This window comes from Pseudomonas akapageensis (assembly GCF_011355085.1).
Taxonomy (GTDB): domain Bacteria; phylum Pseudomonadota; class Gammaproteobacteria; order Pseudomonadales; family Pseudomonadaceae; genus Aquipseudomonas; species Aquipseudomonas akapageensis.
Map to the genome: position 1 here is coordinate 51,752 of NZ_VXCP01000022.1, position 15,322 is coordinate 67,073.

21 protein-coding genes and 4 tRNA genes are annotated in these 15,322 nt (G+C 56.0%); 17 read left to right on the forward strand and 8 right to left on the reverse strand.

The window, feature by feature from the left end:
• Positions 1–68 precede the first annotated feature (68 nt).
• The gene (locus F2S13_RS16020; RefSeq protein WP_166362463.1) at positions 69–374 is read right to left on the reverse strand and encodes a hypothetical protein; all 306 of its coding nucleotides are present in this window, start codon (positions 372–374) and stop codon (positions 69–71) included.
• A 198-nt stretch (positions 375–572) separates the two neighbouring features.
• Between F2S13_RS16020 and F2S13_RS16025 the strand changes: the two genes are divergently transcribed.
• From F2S13_RS16025 to F2S13_RS16065, 9 genes are all read left to right on the forward strand, one after another.
• Entirely contained in the window at positions 573–938 is a 366-nt protein-coding gene (locus F2S13_RS16025; protein WP_166362465.1) for a helix-turn-helix domain-containing protein, read from the forward strand.
• Positions 939–1,065: 127 nt separating this feature from the next.
• Positions 1,066–1,710 carry a response regulator transcription factor GacA gene (gacA, locus tag F2S13_RS16030; RefSeq protein ID WP_166362467.1) on the forward strand — a complete coding sequence of 215 codons (645 nt, stop codon included), beginning with the start codon at positions 1,066–1,068 and terminating at the stop codon, positions 1,708–1,710.
• Positions 1,711–1,712: 2 nt separating this feature from the next.
• Positions 1,713–3,551, forward strand: a complete 1,839-nt coding sequence (gene uvrC / locus F2S13_RS16035) for an excinuclease ABC subunit UvrC (RefSeq protein WP_166362469.1) — start codon at positions 1,713–1,715, stop codon at positions 3,549–3,551.
• A gap of 32 nt (positions 3,552–3,583) precedes the next feature.
• Entirely contained in the window at positions 3,584–4,144 is a 561-nt protein-coding gene (gene pgsA / locus F2S13_RS16040) for a CDP-diacylglycerol--glycerol-3-phosphate 3-phosphatidyltransferase (RefSeq protein WP_166362471.1), read from the forward strand.
• Positions 4,145–4,210: 66 nt separating this feature from the next.
• Positions 4,211–4,286, forward strand: a tRNA-Gly gene (locus tag F2S13_RS16045).
• 218 nt (positions 4,287–4,504) lie between these two features.
• Positions 4,505–4,580 (forward strand) — tRNA-Gly (locus F2S13_RS16050).
• Between the two features lie 45 nt (positions 4,581–4,625).
• Positions 4,626–4,699 (forward strand) — tRNA-Cys (locus tag F2S13_RS16055).
• A gap of 188 nt (positions 4,700–4,887) precedes the next feature.
• Positions 4,888–5,121 (forward strand): hypothetical protein, encoded by a 234-nt coding sequence (locus tag F2S13_RS16060; protein ID WP_166362473.1) that lies wholly within the window; start codon positions 4,888–4,890, stop codon positions 5,119–5,121.
• A gap of 332 nt (positions 5,122–5,453) precedes the next feature.
• A complete protein-coding gene (locus F2S13_RS16065) occupies positions 5,454–5,684 on the forward strand; it encodes a hypothetical protein (protein ID WP_166362475.1) in 231 nt (76 codons plus the stop codon).
• 110 nt (positions 5,685–5,794) lie between these two features.
• On the opposite strand, the gene F2S13_RS16070 is transcribed toward F2S13_RS16065, so the two are convergent.
• Complete coding sequence (locus F2S13_RS16070) at positions 5,795–6,208, reverse strand: DoxX family protein (RefSeq protein ID WP_166362477.1); 414 nt, start codon at positions 6,206–6,208, stop codon at positions 5,795–5,797.
• A gap of 708 nt (positions 6,209–6,916) precedes the next feature.
• Here F2S13_RS16070 and F2S13_RS16075 point away from each other — a divergent pair.
• Positions 6,917–7,141, forward strand: coding sequence for a hypothetical protein (locus F2S13_RS16075; protein ID WP_166362372.1), 225 nt, complete (start codon positions 6,917–6,919; stop codon positions 7,139–7,141).
• A gap of 295 nt (positions 7,142–7,436) precedes the next feature.
• Here F2S13_RS16075 and F2S13_RS16080 read toward each other — a convergent pair whose 3' ends face one another.
• Both F2S13_RS16080 and F2S13_RS16085 read right to left on the reverse strand, forming a co-directional pair.
• A complete protein-coding gene (locus F2S13_RS16080; protein ID WP_166362478.1) occupies positions 7,437–7,646 on the reverse strand; it encodes a hypothetical protein in 210 nt (69 codons plus the stop codon).
• Positions 7,647–7,746: 100 nt separating this feature from the next.
• The gene (locus F2S13_RS16085; protein ID WP_166362480.1) at positions 7,747–8,496 is read right to left on the reverse strand and encodes a carbonic anhydrase; all 750 of its coding nucleotides are present in this window, start codon (positions 8,494–8,496) and stop codon (positions 7,747–7,749) included.
• Positions 8,497–8,752: 256 nt separating this feature from the next.
• Here F2S13_RS16085 and F2S13_RS16090 point away from each other — a divergent pair, with 256 nt between their 5' ends.
• The 3 genes from F2S13_RS16090 to F2S13_RS16100 all read left to right on the forward strand — a co-directional run bounded on the left by F2S13_RS16090 (position 8,753) and on the right by F2S13_RS16100 (position 9,468).
• A complete protein-coding gene (locus F2S13_RS16090; RefSeq protein ID WP_166362482.1) occupies positions 8,753–8,968 on the forward strand; it encodes a hypothetical protein in 216 nt (71 codons plus the stop codon).
• A 19-nt stretch (positions 8,969–8,987) separates the two neighbouring features.
• Positions 8,988–9,176: a hypothetical protein gene (locus tag F2S13_RS16095; RefSeq protein WP_166362484.1), complete on the forward strand. Its 189-nt coding sequence runs from the start codon at positions 8,988–8,990 to the stop codon at positions 9,174–9,176.
• A 100-nt stretch (positions 9,177–9,276) separates the two neighbouring features.
• Positions 9,277–9,468, forward strand: a complete 192-nt coding sequence (locus tag F2S13_RS16100) for a PLD nuclease N-terminal domain-containing protein (RefSeq protein ID WP_166362486.1) — start codon at positions 9,277–9,279, stop codon at positions 9,466–9,468.
• A gap of 346 nt (positions 9,469–9,814) precedes the next feature.
• On the opposite strand, the gene F2S13_RS16105 is transcribed toward F2S13_RS16100, so the two are convergent.
• The 3 genes from F2S13_RS16105 to F2S13_RS16115 are packed head-to-tail and all read right to left on the reverse strand — an operon-like array spanning position 9,815 to position 11,756.
• Positions 9,815–10,489 (reverse strand): anti-sigma factor, encoded by a 675-nt coding sequence (locus F2S13_RS16105; protein ID WP_166362488.1) that lies wholly within the window; start codon positions 10,487–10,489, stop codon positions 9,815–9,817.
• Positions 10,486–11,103 carry a sigma-70 family RNA polymerase sigma factor gene (locus F2S13_RS16110; RefSeq protein ID WP_343047498.1) on the reverse strand — a complete coding sequence of 206 codons (618 nt, stop codon included), beginning with the start codon at positions 11,101–11,103 and terminating at the stop codon, positions 10,486–10,488. The genes F2S13_RS16105 and F2S13_RS16110 overlap by 4 nt, the downstream gene beginning before the upstream one ends.
• A gap of 59 nt (positions 11,104–11,162) precedes the next feature.
• Positions 11,163–11,756, reverse strand: a complete 594-nt coding sequence (locus tag F2S13_RS16115; RefSeq protein WP_166362490.1) for a fasciclin domain-containing protein — start codon at positions 11,754–11,756, stop codon at positions 11,163–11,165.
• A gap of 213 nt (positions 11,757–11,969) precedes the next feature.
• Here F2S13_RS16115 and F2S13_RS16120 point away from each other — a divergent pair, with 213 nt between their 5' ends.
• The 4 genes from F2S13_RS16120 to F2S13_RS16135 all read left to right on the forward strand — a co-directional run bounded on the left by F2S13_RS16120 (position 11,970) and on the right by F2S13_RS16135 (position 13,866).
• Positions 11,970–12,359: a hypothetical protein gene (locus F2S13_RS16120; RefSeq protein WP_166362492.1), complete on the forward strand. Its 390-nt coding sequence runs from the start codon at positions 11,970–11,972 to the stop codon at positions 12,357–12,359.
• Positions 12,360–12,645: 286 nt separating this feature from the next.
• A complete protein-coding gene (locus tag F2S13_RS16125; protein ID WP_166362494.1) occupies positions 12,646–12,996 on the forward strand; it encodes a hypothetical protein in 351 nt (116 codons plus the stop codon).
• Positions 12,997–13,109: 113 nt separating this feature from the next.
• Positions 13,110–13,538: a TOBE domain-containing protein gene (locus F2S13_RS16130; RefSeq protein ID WP_166362496.1), complete on the forward strand. Its 429-nt coding sequence runs from the start codon at positions 13,110–13,112 to the stop codon at positions 13,536–13,538.
• A gap of 242 nt (positions 13,539–13,780) precedes the next feature.
• Positions 13,781–13,866 (forward strand) — tRNA-Leu (locus F2S13_RS16135).
• A 360-nt stretch (positions 13,867–14,226) separates the two neighbouring features.
• Here the strand turns inward: F2S13_RS16135 and F2S13_RS16140 are convergent.
• Positions 14,227–15,027 carry a polysaccharide pyruvyl transferase family protein gene (locus tag F2S13_RS16140; protein ID WP_166362498.1) on the reverse strand — a complete coding sequence of 267 codons (801 nt, stop codon included), beginning with the start codon at positions 15,025–15,027 and terminating at the stop codon, positions 14,227–14,229.
• Between the last annotated feature and the right edge of the window lie 295 nt (positions 15,028–15,322).

The window sequence follows — 15,322 nt, forward strand, 5'->3', positions numbered from 1 at the left end:
AACTGTGGTTCACAAATGGCGAACCAGACACGAACTCTGTGGGAGCGGGCTTGCCCGCGATGAGGACCTCAAGTCGAAACAGGCAAATCCAGCAATTCCCCAATCGTAAAACAACGCTGACTCCCCGTCCGCGGGTCAACGATGAACACCGCATGGGGCGTCGTACGCACCAGGTCCACGGCAAAATCCGTGGTCCGCGCCTCAATCTCGGCGAGGGCTTGCAAGGCAATGTCTTCGGCAGTGCCGAGACTGATGTCGGCCGTGTCGACCAGATGGCTGATGCACCGATTGAGCAGCTTGCTGCGACAGTGTGCGACGGGGTCCTCGATCTGGCGATCCAGGAAAAGCACGGCAACTTCGTGCATGTTCTGCATGGCGTGACTCCTTGTCTGCTGAACGATCAGCCTGGTTGGTGGCTAAGTGCCCCGAGCGCTCTATCCGTATGTTTCAGCCAGGTTGTGGCTTGTGCGGCAGACCGTATACCGGGCATAGTTCAGATCCGTTCAAGTGAGGGCGGTGTGCCATGATTTTGCACACCTTTTCGAGTTGTAGATAATGGATTATACATTCAAATGAGTGGAATTGGTTCGCGGATCAGGGAAGAAAGAGAGCGACTTGGCCTCACCCAACGAGTCTTCGGTGAAATCGGTGGTGTTGAGCCCAATGCCCAGGGCAAGTACGAGAGCGGCGAGCGCACGCCCAAGGCCGACTACCTGGCCGCTGTTGCCGCGCGCGGTGCCGACGTTCTATATATCCTGACCGGAGTGCGCACGCCCACGCCATTGGGACATCTTTCCCAGGTCGAGGAGCGGGTGCTGGGTTGCTATCGCGTCTTGCAGCAGGAAGACCAGGACGCCTTGCACCGTCTGGTGACGACACTGGCCACGCAATCGGCGGTCATCGCCAGCAAAATCAAGCCTTCGGCGGTTGCTTCCTGAAAGGGTTGCGTGGCGTCATGCAGGTGATGGTATTCAGGCGTCAGCAGGACGACGCTTTGAGCTAGGTTTGGACATGGATTATTTGTTAAGGTGGCGACAATCCTAAGACCATAACGCGAGGTGTCTGTTGATTAGGGTCCTGGTAGTCGATGATCATGATCTGGTGCGCACAGGCATTACTCGGATGTTGGCCGATATCGATGGTCTGCAGGTGGTAGGGCAGGCCGAATCGGGTGAAGAGTCCCTGAAGATTGCCCGTGAGCTCAAGCCGGACGTGGTCTTGATGGACGTCAAGATGCCAGGCATCGGCGGCCTCGAAGCGACACGCAAATTGCTGCGCAGCCAGCCTGACGTCAAGGTCGTGGCGGTGACCGTCTGCGAAGAGGATCCGTTTCCGACCCGCCTGCTGCAGGCCGGTGCCGCCGGCTACCTGACCAAGGGCGCAGGGCTCGATGAAATGGTCCAGGCCATTCGCCTGGTGTTTGCCGGCCAGCGCTATATCAGTCCGCAGATTGCCCAGCAGCTGGCGCTCAAGTCGTTCCAGCCCCAGTCCAGCCAGTCGCCGTTCGACGCGCTGTCGGAGCGTGAGATCCAGATCGCACTGATGATTGTCGGCTGCCAGAAGGTGCAGATCATCTCCGACAAGCTCTGCCTGTCCCCCAAGACCGTCAACACCTATCGCTACCGGATCTTCGAGAAGCTCTCGGTCACCAGCGATGTCGAGTTGACCTTGTTGGCGGTGCGCCACGGCATGGTCGACGCCAGCCTCTGATCATGACTGCTCCATTTGATCACGCTCCATTTGACCCGAGTGCTTTCCTGGCCACCTGCAGCGCACGCCCCGGCGTCTATCGGATGTTCGATGACGAGGCGCGGCTGCTGTATGTGGGCAAGGCCAAAAACCTGAAGAAGCGCCTGGCCAGCTATTTTCGCAAGACGGGCCTCGCGCCCAAGACCGCCGCCCTGGTCGGGCGCATCGCCCAGGTCGAAACCACCATCGTCGCCAATGAAACCGAAGCGTTGCTGCTTGAACAGACGCTGATCAAGGAATGGCGACCGCCTTACAACATCCTGCTGCGTGACGACAAATCCTACCCCTATGTGTTTTTGTCGGACGCCGAGTTTCCGCGTTTCACCATTCACCGTGGCGCGAAGAAGCAGAAGGGCAAGTACTTCGGTCCCTACCCGAGTGCAGGGGCCATCCGCGAAAGCCTCAGCCTGTTGCAAAAGACCTTTCAGGTGCGGCAGTGCGAAGACAGCTACTTCAAGAACCGCACCCGGCCGTGTCTGCAATACCAGATCAAGCGCTGCAAGGGGCCTTGCGTCGGTCTGGTCGACCCGCAAGTGTATGCCGACGATGTTCGCCATTCGGTCATGTTCCTGGAAGGGCGCAGCAACCAGCTCACTGATGAGCTCAATGCCTCCATGGAGCAGGCGGCCATGGCACTGGAGTTCGAGCGCGCCGCCGAACTGCGGGATCAGATCGCCTTATTGCGACGCGTGCAGGACCAGCAAAGCATGGAAGGCGGCAGCGGTGACGTCGACGTGGTGGCGGCATTCGTCAACCCCGGCGGTGCATGCGTGCACCTGATCAGTGTGCGTGGCGGGCGCGTGCTGGGCAGCAAGAACTTCTTCCCGCAGGTGGGCATCGAGGAAGAGGTCGCTGAAGTCATGTCGGCGTTTCTTTCCCAATACTTCCTGGCGAGCCCTGAACGCGACCTGCCCAGTGAATTGATCGTCAACGTCGTGCATGAAGACTTCGAGGCGATCATCGCGGCGCTGCACACGTTGCGCGGACGCGAGCTGACCATCAGCCATCGGGTGCGCGGTACCCGGGCACGCTGGCAACAATTGGCAGTCACCAACGCCGAACAGGCACTGGCTGCGCGCCTGGCCAACCGGCAACACGTGGCGGCGCGTTTCGACGCCCTGGCCGAAGTGCTCAACCTCGACGAGCCGCCGCAGCGACTGGAATGCTATGACATCAGCCACTCCAGCGGCGAGGCAACCGTGGCCTCCTGCGTGGTGTTCGGGCCGGAAGGGCCGCTGAAATCCGACTACCGTCGCTACAACATCGAAGGGGTTACCCCGGGCGACGATTATGCCGCCATGCATCAGGCCCTGACCCGGCGCTTCAGCAAATTGAAGGAGGGTGAGGGCAAGCTGCCCGACGTGCTGCTGGTTGACGGCGGCAAGGGCCAGCTCAACATGGCCCGCGAAGTGCTCCAGGAGCTGGCCGTGCCGGACCTGATCCTGCTCGGCGTGGCCAAGGGCGCCACCCGCAAGGCCGGCTTCGAGACCCTGTACCTCAACGATGCCGCCCACGAATTCACCTTGCGCGGGGACTCGCCGGCCCTGCACCTGATCCAGCAGATTCGTGACGAAGCACACCGTTTTGCCATTACCGGCCACCGTGCACGCCGCGGCAAGACCCGTCGCACCTCGACGCTCGAAGGCGTGGCCGGCGTCGGCCCCAAGCGCCGGCGCGATCTGCTCAAACATTTTGGTGGATTACAGGAGCTCAGCCGTGCCAGCATCGATGAGATCGCCAAAGCCCCTGGTATCAGTAAAAAGCTCGCTGAGTTGATTTATGCCAACTTGCATAGCGAGTAGAATGCCCCCTCACCTTGTAGCCAGTTGTGCCGATGAATATCCCAAATCTGCTTACCGTTCTGCGCGTTGTGCTAATACCGATCTTCATTTTGCTGTTCTATTTGCCTTACCACTGGAGCTACATGGCATCCAGCGTGGTGTTCGCCTTCGCCGCCGCCACCGATTGGCTCGACGGCTACCTGGCACGCCGCCTGGAGCAGAGCACGCCCTTTGGTGCGTTCCTGGACCCTGTGGCAGACAAACTGATGGTCGCGGTCGCCCTGGTGCTGCTGGTGCAGGAACACGCCAACATGTGGCTGACGTTGCCGGCGGCGGTGATCATCGGTCGTGAGATCGTCGTTTCGGCACTGCGCGAATGGATGGCCGAAATCGGTGCACGGGCGCATGTTGCAGTGTCCAACCTGGGCAAGTGGAAGACCGCCGCGCAGATGCTGGCGCTGGTCATCCTGCTGGCCAACCCGGTCGCAGCAACTTTTTGGGTGATCCTGGGTTATTCGCTGCTGATGATCTCGGCAGTGCTGACCTTGTGGTCGATGCTGCACTACCTGCGCGCCGCCTGGCCGCACCTGAGCATCGATGTTGAAAAAAAATAAAAGTTTTTTGAATCAAGGGGTTGCGGTGCGTTATCAATAAGCTACAATGGCGCCCAGCAACACCACGCGGGAATAGCTCAGTTGGTAGAGCACGACCTTGCCAAGGTCGGGGTCGCGAGTTCGAGTCTCGTTTCCCGCTCCAGACATGGCGCTGCAGAGTTCAAATGAATTCTGCAAGCGATTGAAAAAAGGACCTTCGGGTCCTTTTTTCGTTTCAGCCCGACAATCCCGGTCTTGCCAGAGCGCAGCAAGGCTCTGCGCTGGATGATTGCGACCCTGCAGAAACGAAATAAAAGTTTTTTTGAATCAAGGGGTTGACGTGGGTTCTTGGTTCGATAGAATAGCGCCCGTCAACACGACGCGGGAATAGCTCAGTTGGTAGAGCACGACCTTGCCAAGGTCGGGGTCGCGAGTTCGAGTCTCGTTTCCCGCTCCAGTTTGTATGCGTTTAGAGCTGCTTGTTAGAGCTTTTGACGTTTGGGGCCGAGTAGCAAAATGGTTATGCCGCGGATTGCAAATCCGTTTACGCCGGTTCGATTCCGACCTCGGCCTCCATCATTGAAAACCCCGTAGATTAACGTCTACGGGGTTTTTCTTTGCGCGCAAAAAAATCCTGGCGCCCAAACCCCTTTCCATTTTGTGGAAGAGTGAACCAGTTGGCAGAACTCAGGTCCACCGAATTCAGGGGATAGCTATCAAGACCGGACTGGCCGTATCCTCGAAAAAACAACAAGGAGGAGCCCATGAGCTGCCTGATATGCGCCGGAACCGCGGAAAACATTCTGGCGGGGGGAGAGTTTGAAGAGCGGGATTGCCCATCATGCGGCCGCTACAGAATATCCTGTGCCCTGGTTTTGATGCTCATGGAGCAGGGCCAGATTTTCGATGTGCACAGGATGAGAGTCTGGTTGGCCGCAAAGCGTGAGTTCGTTGATGTGCCGTCTATTGAAATCCATGAAGCCTTGCTCGTCCTCTAGCGCGTTGGCGCAGGCACTCGATTGCTCGGCAGGAGAGTTGGATTGAAGGCTTTGTGATCCGGGTCTACGCTTAAAATCCGGTGAAAAATTGGAGGGCAGTCATATCCTCTGATCGAGGGGAATTTGAGCAAGCGCTTGTTGCTGTCCTCGCCACCGTAAATCCGCTGGGGATGAAATCATTTTCCGATGGGCTCGCATCCTCACGCAGATCACGCCGTTCGATCCACTACCGGGAGTAAGCACCACCGCATGCCAAGGCTTTCCGCGCAATAGGTAACAGAAGTACTCCTCCGGAACGACTTGGTTCAATGTCAAAAAACAGGAGTGCTGCCATGTCCATAGATCGAGAAATTCAGCTCCACCAGGCCCTCGTTGCGGTCATTGCCGCGGCGAGCCAACAAGGGCTGAATATCGATTATTTATGCAATCAAGCGTTTGGCGGGCTGATTGGTAATTTGGACTTTCGATGGGTGACGTCTGATGACGTTCCCCATGCCATAGCAGAGATAGAGAAAGCGAGGGATGCCGTGAGGTCGTTGTGGCCTGACCAGTTCCGACACTGACATTTCCTTTTGCCTTGCTCCGAGCCCCGCCAATGTGCGGGGCTTTTTTTACGTCTCTGGATTGCACGTTTTGCCCGCGCTCCCTGCGGTCTTATCAAGTCTGCACACAACTATCGTCCATCGATCGAGTACTTGCCCGGGCCTGTGATGCCCAGGAGCAGCAGGCCGCCCATGATGCATAGATTCTTGAAAAATTGGGTCGTGTTAGTTGCTCGTTGCGCATCAACCATGGTCCAGAAGTGGTGTGCGATCAACATAGTGCCGAGTACGAACAAAGCGAAGAGAAATGCGAGCGGGCGAGTGTAGAAGCCCACAAGGATTGCAATTGCGACGAAGAACTCCATTATGACGGCAATCCCCGCAGCTACCATGGGCATTGGCGCGCCGAGTGATTCCATGTAGGCAACAGTTCCTGAGAACCCCATCATCTTGTTCCAGCCGGCGATGAGGAACAGGATCATCAGGAAGATGCGGGCAAGCAGGATGATTTCGTTTCTCTGATTCTCGAACAGAGTGTATCTCATGGCGGCCTTCCTTTTGTGGTGGGCAGTTTTACATTAGCACCCGCCTGTAAATTTGCCGGTCCGCAACAAGAGATCGAGAACAGAGTTAGTCTTTATTCAGGCAGTAATTCATCCTTGCCACTATAACGGAACGTTGACTGAGACCATCAATACCCGGCAGGATCCAAGATCAATTTTTGCATCGGGCCTCCACTACCTTGCAGGTATTCGGCGTCCCGCCAGATCGACCGGCATAGCGTTTGCAGTTTTCGATAGAGTTGGTGCGCACCACCTGTAGATTGGGGCCCCATGCCAGACTCCCTTCTCCAGCAGTGGGCATGGCTTTCGCAAAGCAGCTTGAGCCGACTGTGGAAGCTGAAGAGCTCCCAACACTGTGTTTGTTCGTACACCCAGTGAAAAACGAAAGGTTGATAGCCAATATTGCTGTAATAGCTAGCGGTATCCGTTTTTGTGGTGTTTTTCTGGACATTCCATGCCCCCAGTCAATGAGGATGGTTGCCATCCACGCCAATCCCGGCTGCAGGCGACGTACCCGGCTTTGGTAACGCCCAGATTATCTTAGTTGAGGGTGTCGCTTGCGTTAGAACACTTTGGTCGTCGATCGACCACACAGCATTCATTGCCGTGCCGTAAGGACGGAGGCAGGGGCTCGCGAGGTTGGCGTCATGGCTTGAGCTACGCTTAATGTTCCACACGGAGGCAAGTGTCATGAGCGAAGATCGAGTGGTTGCGCTTGAGATAGCGTTGAAAACGGTAATGGCTATCGCCAGAAATCATGGGCTTGATGTGGATCAGCTATGCAGGCAATCCATTGGCGCAATCATCGGTGACTCCTCCATGCAGTGGGTGCAAGCAACCCATGCTCAGAATGCGATCGCCGAGATTGAAATGGCCGAGGCCGCCGTAGCGCGCCTGCCTTTACCTTCCCGATAGGTGCGGGTAGGGCGCGCGCAACCGTCAGCGACGAATGCGTATTTTCCTCCAGGTGGCATCACTGATAAACGTTCTGGTGTCGCCGCGAATGGCGTACAGGGTCGCTCGGTAGAGGGCAATCGAACGAGAGCAATGCAGCTCGCGGATCTTTCGATAGGCCCAATTCCAGCCTCGTTTAGGTGTTTGGCTCATCCTTTCCCCTGCACGGTTGCCATCCATTCCCTGATAGTAATAGGTAAGGACTCGACAATGCAGGTTTGGATCCAGGCTGCTCGATGCCGGGCGGGGCGTCTGGCTAGTGCACCTTTTTCAGGTCGGCTATCGCATCGTCAATGGACTGAGCATTGTGATCCAGCGTCTTTAGCGCCTGGCGAATGTTGCGGGCCAAATCGTTGCGTCCCGAATGCTCGGCCAAAAGTGTCAGCTCGTCGATTGCCGCGGCAATCGCCTGCTGATTTTCGTAGATCTTTTCGAGAGCAAGGGGAAGGGCGTACTTGTTTGTCATGGCTCGATCCTCCAACGCATGAGGAAAGCTTAGCAGTCGCCAAATCTCGCGGTTCGAACAGGCGGATGCATCTCCTATCCAGGAGATGCATCTTCGCAAGTCAGGCGATCAGATCCACCTTGCCTGTGGCCAGGCGGTAGACGCCCCCTACGATTTTCAACTTGCCTTTATCAAGCGCGTCGGTAAGCACCGGCGTGGCATGCTTGAGTTTTTCAACGGAGTCTTTGACGTTTTGTGCGACGGCGTTGTCGCCCAGTTGACCGGGTTGATCAAGCACCTTCTCAATGGCCGGTCTGAGTGAATCGGCCAGTCCCTGGATATGTCCGGGGAAAGTGGCTTTGTCCTTGATCGCTTTTATCCCCGCATCAATGGCACCGCAACTTTCATGACCCAATACCACAATCAGAGGGGCACCGAGGGCCACGACCGCATATTCAAGGCTGGCCAAACCTTCGTTGGTGACGAAGTTCCCCGCGATGCGAACCGCGAAAAGGTCCCCGCGAGCAGTGTCGAATGCGTACTCAGGGGCGATACGGGAGTCTGCACAGCTCAGTAATGCAACGAAGGGATTCTGACCTGCGACCAAAGCTTCGCGTTCCGCCTTGAAGTCATGGGTCTTGGAGGTTCCGGAAATATACCGTTGATTGCCGTCCATGAGTCTTTGCAGCGCTGCATCCGGGCTGATTATGTTTTCCGGTTTTGGCAATACGGTTTTTTCGGCCGCCAGCGCAATCTTGTCCGGTAAAACTCCAGCAAGGATCAGGGCACCTGCACCAGCCCCGACAAGTCGCAGAAATCGACGGCGATCAGTAATGCTCGGCTTTTGTGTGGGATCACATGACTCGCACATAGTCTTTAGTCCTCGGAAGCTTAAGATGAGAATGGTTCTCGAGCATTCACAATCAAAAACCTGAAGCGCGTCTTCCTTCGAGGTTCAGACAAATGTGTGAATTGGAGATCTCGGCTCTCTTGGCCAGCCAGCGCTTCGAGCAGGATGCAGTCCAAGTATGGTTGATTATGAGAAGTTGCTCCGAACTCGAGCGGTAGCCATCAAAAGGAAACAAAGCGTGCGTAGATTGCTCTCCTGATTGATATGGAGCGATCAAGTGACCCGAGCCACGAGACACCTGCGCAAGACCCTGGATGGCGTTGCCGCCAACAACCAGCACGCTGCTCTTGAAGTGATGCGGGCTATTGAGCAACTGAGGGATGAACTGCTGCGCCAGCGCCTGCTGGGAATCGTGCACCGCCTGAATCAGGATGCAGAAGAACTGCGTCATGCCAGGGATGAAGTGCATGGCGGCTTCGGCAAGCTGGCTTGATGACTATGGAAAGCAATAAGTGAACTCGAAATATTTCAAAGGGGCCATGCAAGTCGCAGGATTTGGCTTCTTGACGGCCATGTTCCTGGATGGCCTGCATTTCATCAGCGGGGCAGCTCCGGTTGTCCCGATGATCACGGAGTTATGCATGGGCGCGGTCTGCGTGTTTTTGTCGCAAAAATTTTCCGGTGACGTCAGGGTTCGATGATCTCGTTATCCTGTGATTGGATTAGATGCGAAATATAAGCATTGTGGAATGAAAGTTGCCTCGCTCTACCTGACGATCATCTCGATAGGAGGGCCGGGCCTTGTCTGAAGCAGAGAAGTACTTCTGGATTGGCGTAGCAGCACTGGTATTGCTTCTTGATTTGCGGGCGTTCATCAGCTTGTTCCGCACTCGGAAAACGATCGGAGAAAAAGCAGCCTGGGTTATTGGCCTGTTTTTTTTCCCCGCTTTCGGGCTGGTCATCTGGGGAATCGCTGGGGGTGAGAAGGATTGAAGAGGGGTTAATTGTTCTCCGTGCATAGCAGCGATATGGATATCGGCGCGTGCCTTGAAAGTCATCTAGCCGACCAAATGTCCGTGCTCGTCCGTTATGGCTGCCACACTGTTATTGATGGCGCGTCGTAGTGGGAGGTCCCTGCAGTGGATTATCTGCGTGTCTTGGCGCAAGTGCAGCTGATCTAGTTGAGCGGGACCTCATGAGGGCCCAAGGGGTTGTGGCATGAACTGGGTCTACATTCTATTCGGCACTATGGTTGTCGCGTCGGTCTGGTGCCTTGCTGCAGGCTTCGCGATTGCCCGGCGCAACGACGATAGGCACAAATGAGTCAGATGACCTCCAGTCAAAGTGTTTCGATTTTTCCTTGATAGAGCACTGGCCCGGTTGGCTGACCTGTCGGTGAACCCAAGTGCGGTTCCAGGCTGACAGCCAGTGCTTTGGCATTGGTCAGCAAGGCTTGCTGAGGTTCAGTCAGGGGCAGTCTTGTACTTCCGGCGTCAGGTAAAACCCCCAGGGAAGTCGGTTTTCCATCGGCTGAAATTGCCCAGAGTTCCAGGCTTTTATTTGCACCAGGCGCAGCCAGGGCGATGGCTGTTACTTCCAGATGGTCTTCATAGGTCTTGATCTGGAGAGCGGCCTGTTGATTGTCAGCGAGCAGGGTAGTGGTATGGAGCGGCCCGTCCGGCGTCAGTCGAATGCCGAGCGTTACAAGAACCACCAGCACGCCCGCGGTCGCCGTCCACCGGAGCCAGTACCAGAATGAATGCTTCGCCGCTGCCTGCGACTTTTGCGTGAAGATCCGCGCCTCGATGGCTTTCCACACGCGCGGATGAACCCTTTGCTCAGCCAGGGGGGCTGTTAGCCCGATCAGCGTCTCCTGCCATTTGGCGACCTCCGCCCTTAGTGCAGGATCTTCAAGCATGAGGCGTTCAAATCGCCGGCGAGCCGTGCTCGGCATCAGACCAATTGTGTAGTCTGCGGCGAGCGCGCGACGCACTGAAGCAGATCGATAGTTCATGATTCAAGACACCTGCGCAAACGCTCCATGCCTCTCCGTATCCAGGACTTGACCGATCCCAGGGGAGCAGACATCTGCACGGCAAGTTCAGTGCATGAGAGGCCGTGAAAATAGGCGTTGGTAATGGCGGTCTTCTGCATATCGTCCAATGTTTCAATACAGCGTTTGAGCGCCATGGCCTGCCTGGCTGCCGACAGTTGTTCGGCTGCCTGGGGCGATTGGTCTTCCAGTGCCTGGATGAGGAATTCATTGACGGGCACTTCGCGGCGTTTGCGTAGTTGGTCAACCGCCAGGTTTCGCGTAATGCTGAGCATCCAGGTCAAAGGCTGTGACAGGCTCGTGTCATAGTCGGTGGCGTTGTGCCAAATACGCACGAAGGCTTCTTGCACGACCTCTTCAGCCAGGTCCTTTTGTCCCAGGCACCGAAGTGCAACGGCAAGCAGGATTCCCGAGGTGGTCCGATAGAGCGCCTCGAATGATTGCCGGCTGCCAAGCGAGCATTCTGCAAGCAATCTGCGCAGTTGATCAGGATCGGCAGTAGTGATGATTGACCTCCAGAGGATCGCCGTGGTGGTCTGAATTGACGGCGCCCGCTCGCCATCTGCTCTAGTTATAGCGTTGATCTTGCGAACTTGGGCGCTGCCGTCGCTATGACCGCAGCGCCCGGTGCCGTCTAGTTCTTTGGCATCAGTACTTTGTCGATGACCTGGATCACGCCATTGGACTGTGTCACGTCATAGGTGCTGATGTCGGCAATGCTGCCTTTCTCGTCTTTGATCACGATGTTGTGCGGGCCATTCATCGACAGCCAAAGCTTGCCGCCGCTGACGGTGGTCAATTCGGTTTTACCTCCACCGGCTTTGATTCGTTTGGTCAGTTCCATCATATCCAGGTTACCGGCGACCACATGGTAGGTCAGGATGTGCGTGAGAGTGGCTTTGTTCTCGGGTTTGAGGAGCGTGTCGACCGTACCTGCCGGCAATGCAGCGAATGCAGTGTTGACGGGGGCAAAAACGGTGAAAGGGCCTTTGCCTTTGAGGGTGTCGACCAGACCGGCGGCTTTGACGGCGGCGACAAGGGTAGTGTGGTCCGCCGAATTCACCGCGTTATCCACGATATCCCGGGTTGGCATCATGCTTTGCCCGCCAACAATCACGCTTTGGTGAGGCATGTCCGCCGCTTGAGCGGTGGTCAAGGCGAAGCCGCCTGAAATGGCCAGGCTCAGCAGGCTGGCGATCAGTGGGGCTTTAATCGAAGTGCGCTTCATGATGATGACTCCTTTGCGTATGGAGCGGCCAGAATTTCTGTCCGTGCTTCATATACGGATGAGGTCATCGATCGGATGCAGGATCGGTAAAATTATTTCGAGAACGGCAAGCGAGGTTGTCGTGTTGGAGAAAAACACAGGCCCGGCCATTGTCTCCGGCGTTTGGCGTGCAGGGTGCTAGATTGGAAGAGGGCACCCTCAGGAGAAAACCAGATGATCGCTGATGCTCTGGATGCGGCGAGTTATGTTGAGTGCTACGCGTCGATCGAAAGCCCGCAAGTGCGGGAAGCGTTTTGCATGCTGGTGGGTACCATTGCCGCGATGAAGTGGCATAACTGCGCGCCCAACCCTCGGGGGGAGTTGAAGCGGTCCATTGGCATATTTTCGGTGGCGGATGGCACTTGTCCCTTCAGCTTTGTGGCCAATCATAATTGGCTGCTGTTTCATTTCCGGCTGCCGGCTTTCAAGGGCGTGCATTGCTCGATCAAAACGCTGCACGCAGAGTTCGGTGAAGTCGATGAGAGGATCGACGGGGAGTGGACCATCAAATTGCGTTCGGTCGATGATATACGGCGCTTGCTGCGCATCATTGATATTTCCTGACCTTGTACCTGGCAGGCCCGGGCCGAGCGAAGTTTCACAGCCAGCGCAGGAATGCCAGGCAAGTCGCGTAGCCGCTCCCGAGAATCACACCGACAAGCACAACCAGATAAGCCAATGAGCGTTCAGGCATTACTTCACCTAGAGGTATCAAGGAGGTGGAACAATCCGTTCGAGTTGTTTGAGCTTAGTTCGTTTTCTTGTTTTCGCATCACCTGCATCCGCTTATAAGGATTCGTCCTGAACTGGCATAGTGATACAGTCGCCCTTTCCAAAATGAGGGGGCAGCATGCGAGTATTGATTGGGGCGCTGGCAGTGGCACTGCTGGCCGGGTGCGCGGGATCGACGATGGAAGCGGCTCGCCACAATAGCCCAACCAGGATTTTTACCTCCAACAAGGCAGAAAACGTGGTCGCCCAGTGCGTCCAGTTCGCCTGGCAGGATGAGTCGGTGTTCGGTGTCGATGCCGGTGCATTCCTGGAGCCACGCAAGTCTGGCGGCTTCACTGTCTACACCACCGGTGCTGAATCCTTTGCCGATGTCCAGGGCGGTGCATCCGGCACTAACGTCAACTATTATGCAGCTTTGGATAACTGGATTGCTCAGCGCAGGCTCGCGGCATTGGCGACCTGCATGTAGACCTGAACTCAGTCCTGAACTGCCAGGAAATTCCCGAGCCACCGGAAACCAGCCCGCTCTCGGCCTACACTGATTGCCTCACACCGACAGAACCCTACCGAAAAGGTACAGCCATGAAAGTCAGTGCTCGCAACGTGTTCAAAGGAACGGTCAGCAAACTGCAGGAGGGTGCGGTCAATGCCGAGGTCTCCTTGACCCTGTCCGGTGGCAACGTGCTGGTGGCGGTCGTCACCCTGCAAAGTGTCAAAAGCCTCGGCATTGCCGTCGGTAAGGAAGCCGTCGCCCTGATCAAGGCACCATGGGTCATGCTGATGACCGAATCCAGCGACATCCGCCTCTCGGCCCGCAACTGCCTGGAAGGCAAGGTCACCAGCGTGACCGACGGCGCAGTCAACGCCGAAGTGGTGCTGCGCCTGGACGGAGGCGCTGAAGTCTACTCAATCGTGACCCGCGAAGCCGTCACCGAACTCGGACTGGCTCCTGGCGTCAGTGCCACGGCGGTGATCAAGGCTTCGCATATCATTCTCGGCGTGCCGGCTTGAATTGAAATTCATGAAGATGGCCCAGACTTCGGATTTGGGTCGCAATAGCTCGGTAGATCCTTGATCTACCGAGCTTTTTTTGCTGATGGCGCAAAATTTTGTCCAGCATTGGGCCTTGCTTCATCCGGCTTGGGTGTATATATTCGACGCCTTGTCACGTCGGTGCGCGAGCTGCCTAATCGTTATTAGCGCGTTTGCCCCCAAAGGTTGGAAAACCTGCCTGACTCGCTTGCAGCGCTACCGCCCGGATGGCGAAATTGGTAGACGCAAGGGACTTAAAATCCCTCGTTCTTTGAACGTGCCGGTTCGACCCCGGCTCCGGGCACCAAACAAAATCAAGGGCTTGCACGAGATATCTCATGCAGGCCCTTGTTGTTTCCGGTCTGCAATTCACTTCCTAGGGGTAACTTTTTACCATTCCTCTGGCGGATGTACTGCCGGGTCATTACGACTGTCGTCCGGGCTGTTCGACCGTCCAGCAGCTGCAGAGAGTTCGACGGCGCCTGCATCGTCCAGGCTGGCAGTGCCGTGGCTTTGGACGCGTCGCCGCTACCAGCGGCACTGTAGGTGCCTGCAATGCGCAGCTGCTGCTTGCCAGTAGTCTGTGCGGGGAGTTCGTTAGTCTAAATCGCCCAGAGAACAGGCAACCAAATAAACTAACTAGATAAAAGAATTAGCAAACAGTCCGCTAGATTGATGGAAATGCTGATATGAGGCCATGCTGTAAGGCCTCAAGACCTGGCCGGTGGTAATCCTCCATATAGCCATCCACAGACCATGATTGAGCGTCAAGTATCTCTTGTGGCGTTACCGGACTATGGTCGAATAGGCCAAAGCTCGAATAGTAGTCATGGAACTTGAACTCCCATTCTCTACTACGTTCCAGGCTAAGCCAATGATTGGGAACGCCGAATGAGTCAGCCACGATCAGTCCGTGCAAGCTGGATGACAACACGAAATCGCAGGAAGCGATCTCCTCAAGAACTTGTTTGACCGGAGAAAACACGTTGATGATCCGTGCCTTGGGGATCATCGATTGAAGTGCAGCAATCTCGGGGGAGTTGTGATGGCAGAAGTGTGGAATCAACCCCACGCTGATTTTCCTGGAGGTGGGTTTTCGGATTACCCAAGGCGAAAGCAGGCCTGGATCGCCCATCACAGGCTGGCTCTTCAAATTCTGGATTTGGACCTTGCACATCAGCCCACGTACAGCATGGTAGTGGTGCCGCCCCGAGAATACATAATCCGGTGAGCCGGATCCCGTGCCCCAGATATGCAGCTTGCGCGGGATTCCCCATCTTCTGGCTTTCTTTTCCCGATTCAGAACACTGCCGACTGCGACCATATCCGCATGCTTGATGTCGGAATGAACGACCTTGCGGCCAGAAAACACTTCAACCAGATTGGCCGACAGGTAATCGCCAAAATTCTGCTTGCCAGCATCCTTGTGCCCGCGTCCACGGCACCAGTACAGCTTGATAGGTTTCATTACTCAAAAAGCCTTGACGGTGTGACTGAAAAATCAATAGATCGAATAACATTGCCGACCCAGCCCCGTAAGATACAGCGTTACGCCGATACTGCAATGCCCAGGGGAACAGTTTGCTGAGGAAGTAGAGTGGTTGCGAATTGAAGCAGTAGCTCTTTTCAACGAGTTCAACTAATACCAGCTTCAATCTCTTGGTGGGCCGGCGCTTCAACTGTGTTGATAGTTTTGAAAGGGAAGTATGCTCGGTCACCAGGACGCTAGCAGACTCAAGTGGAAGACCACTGCTGGATAAATG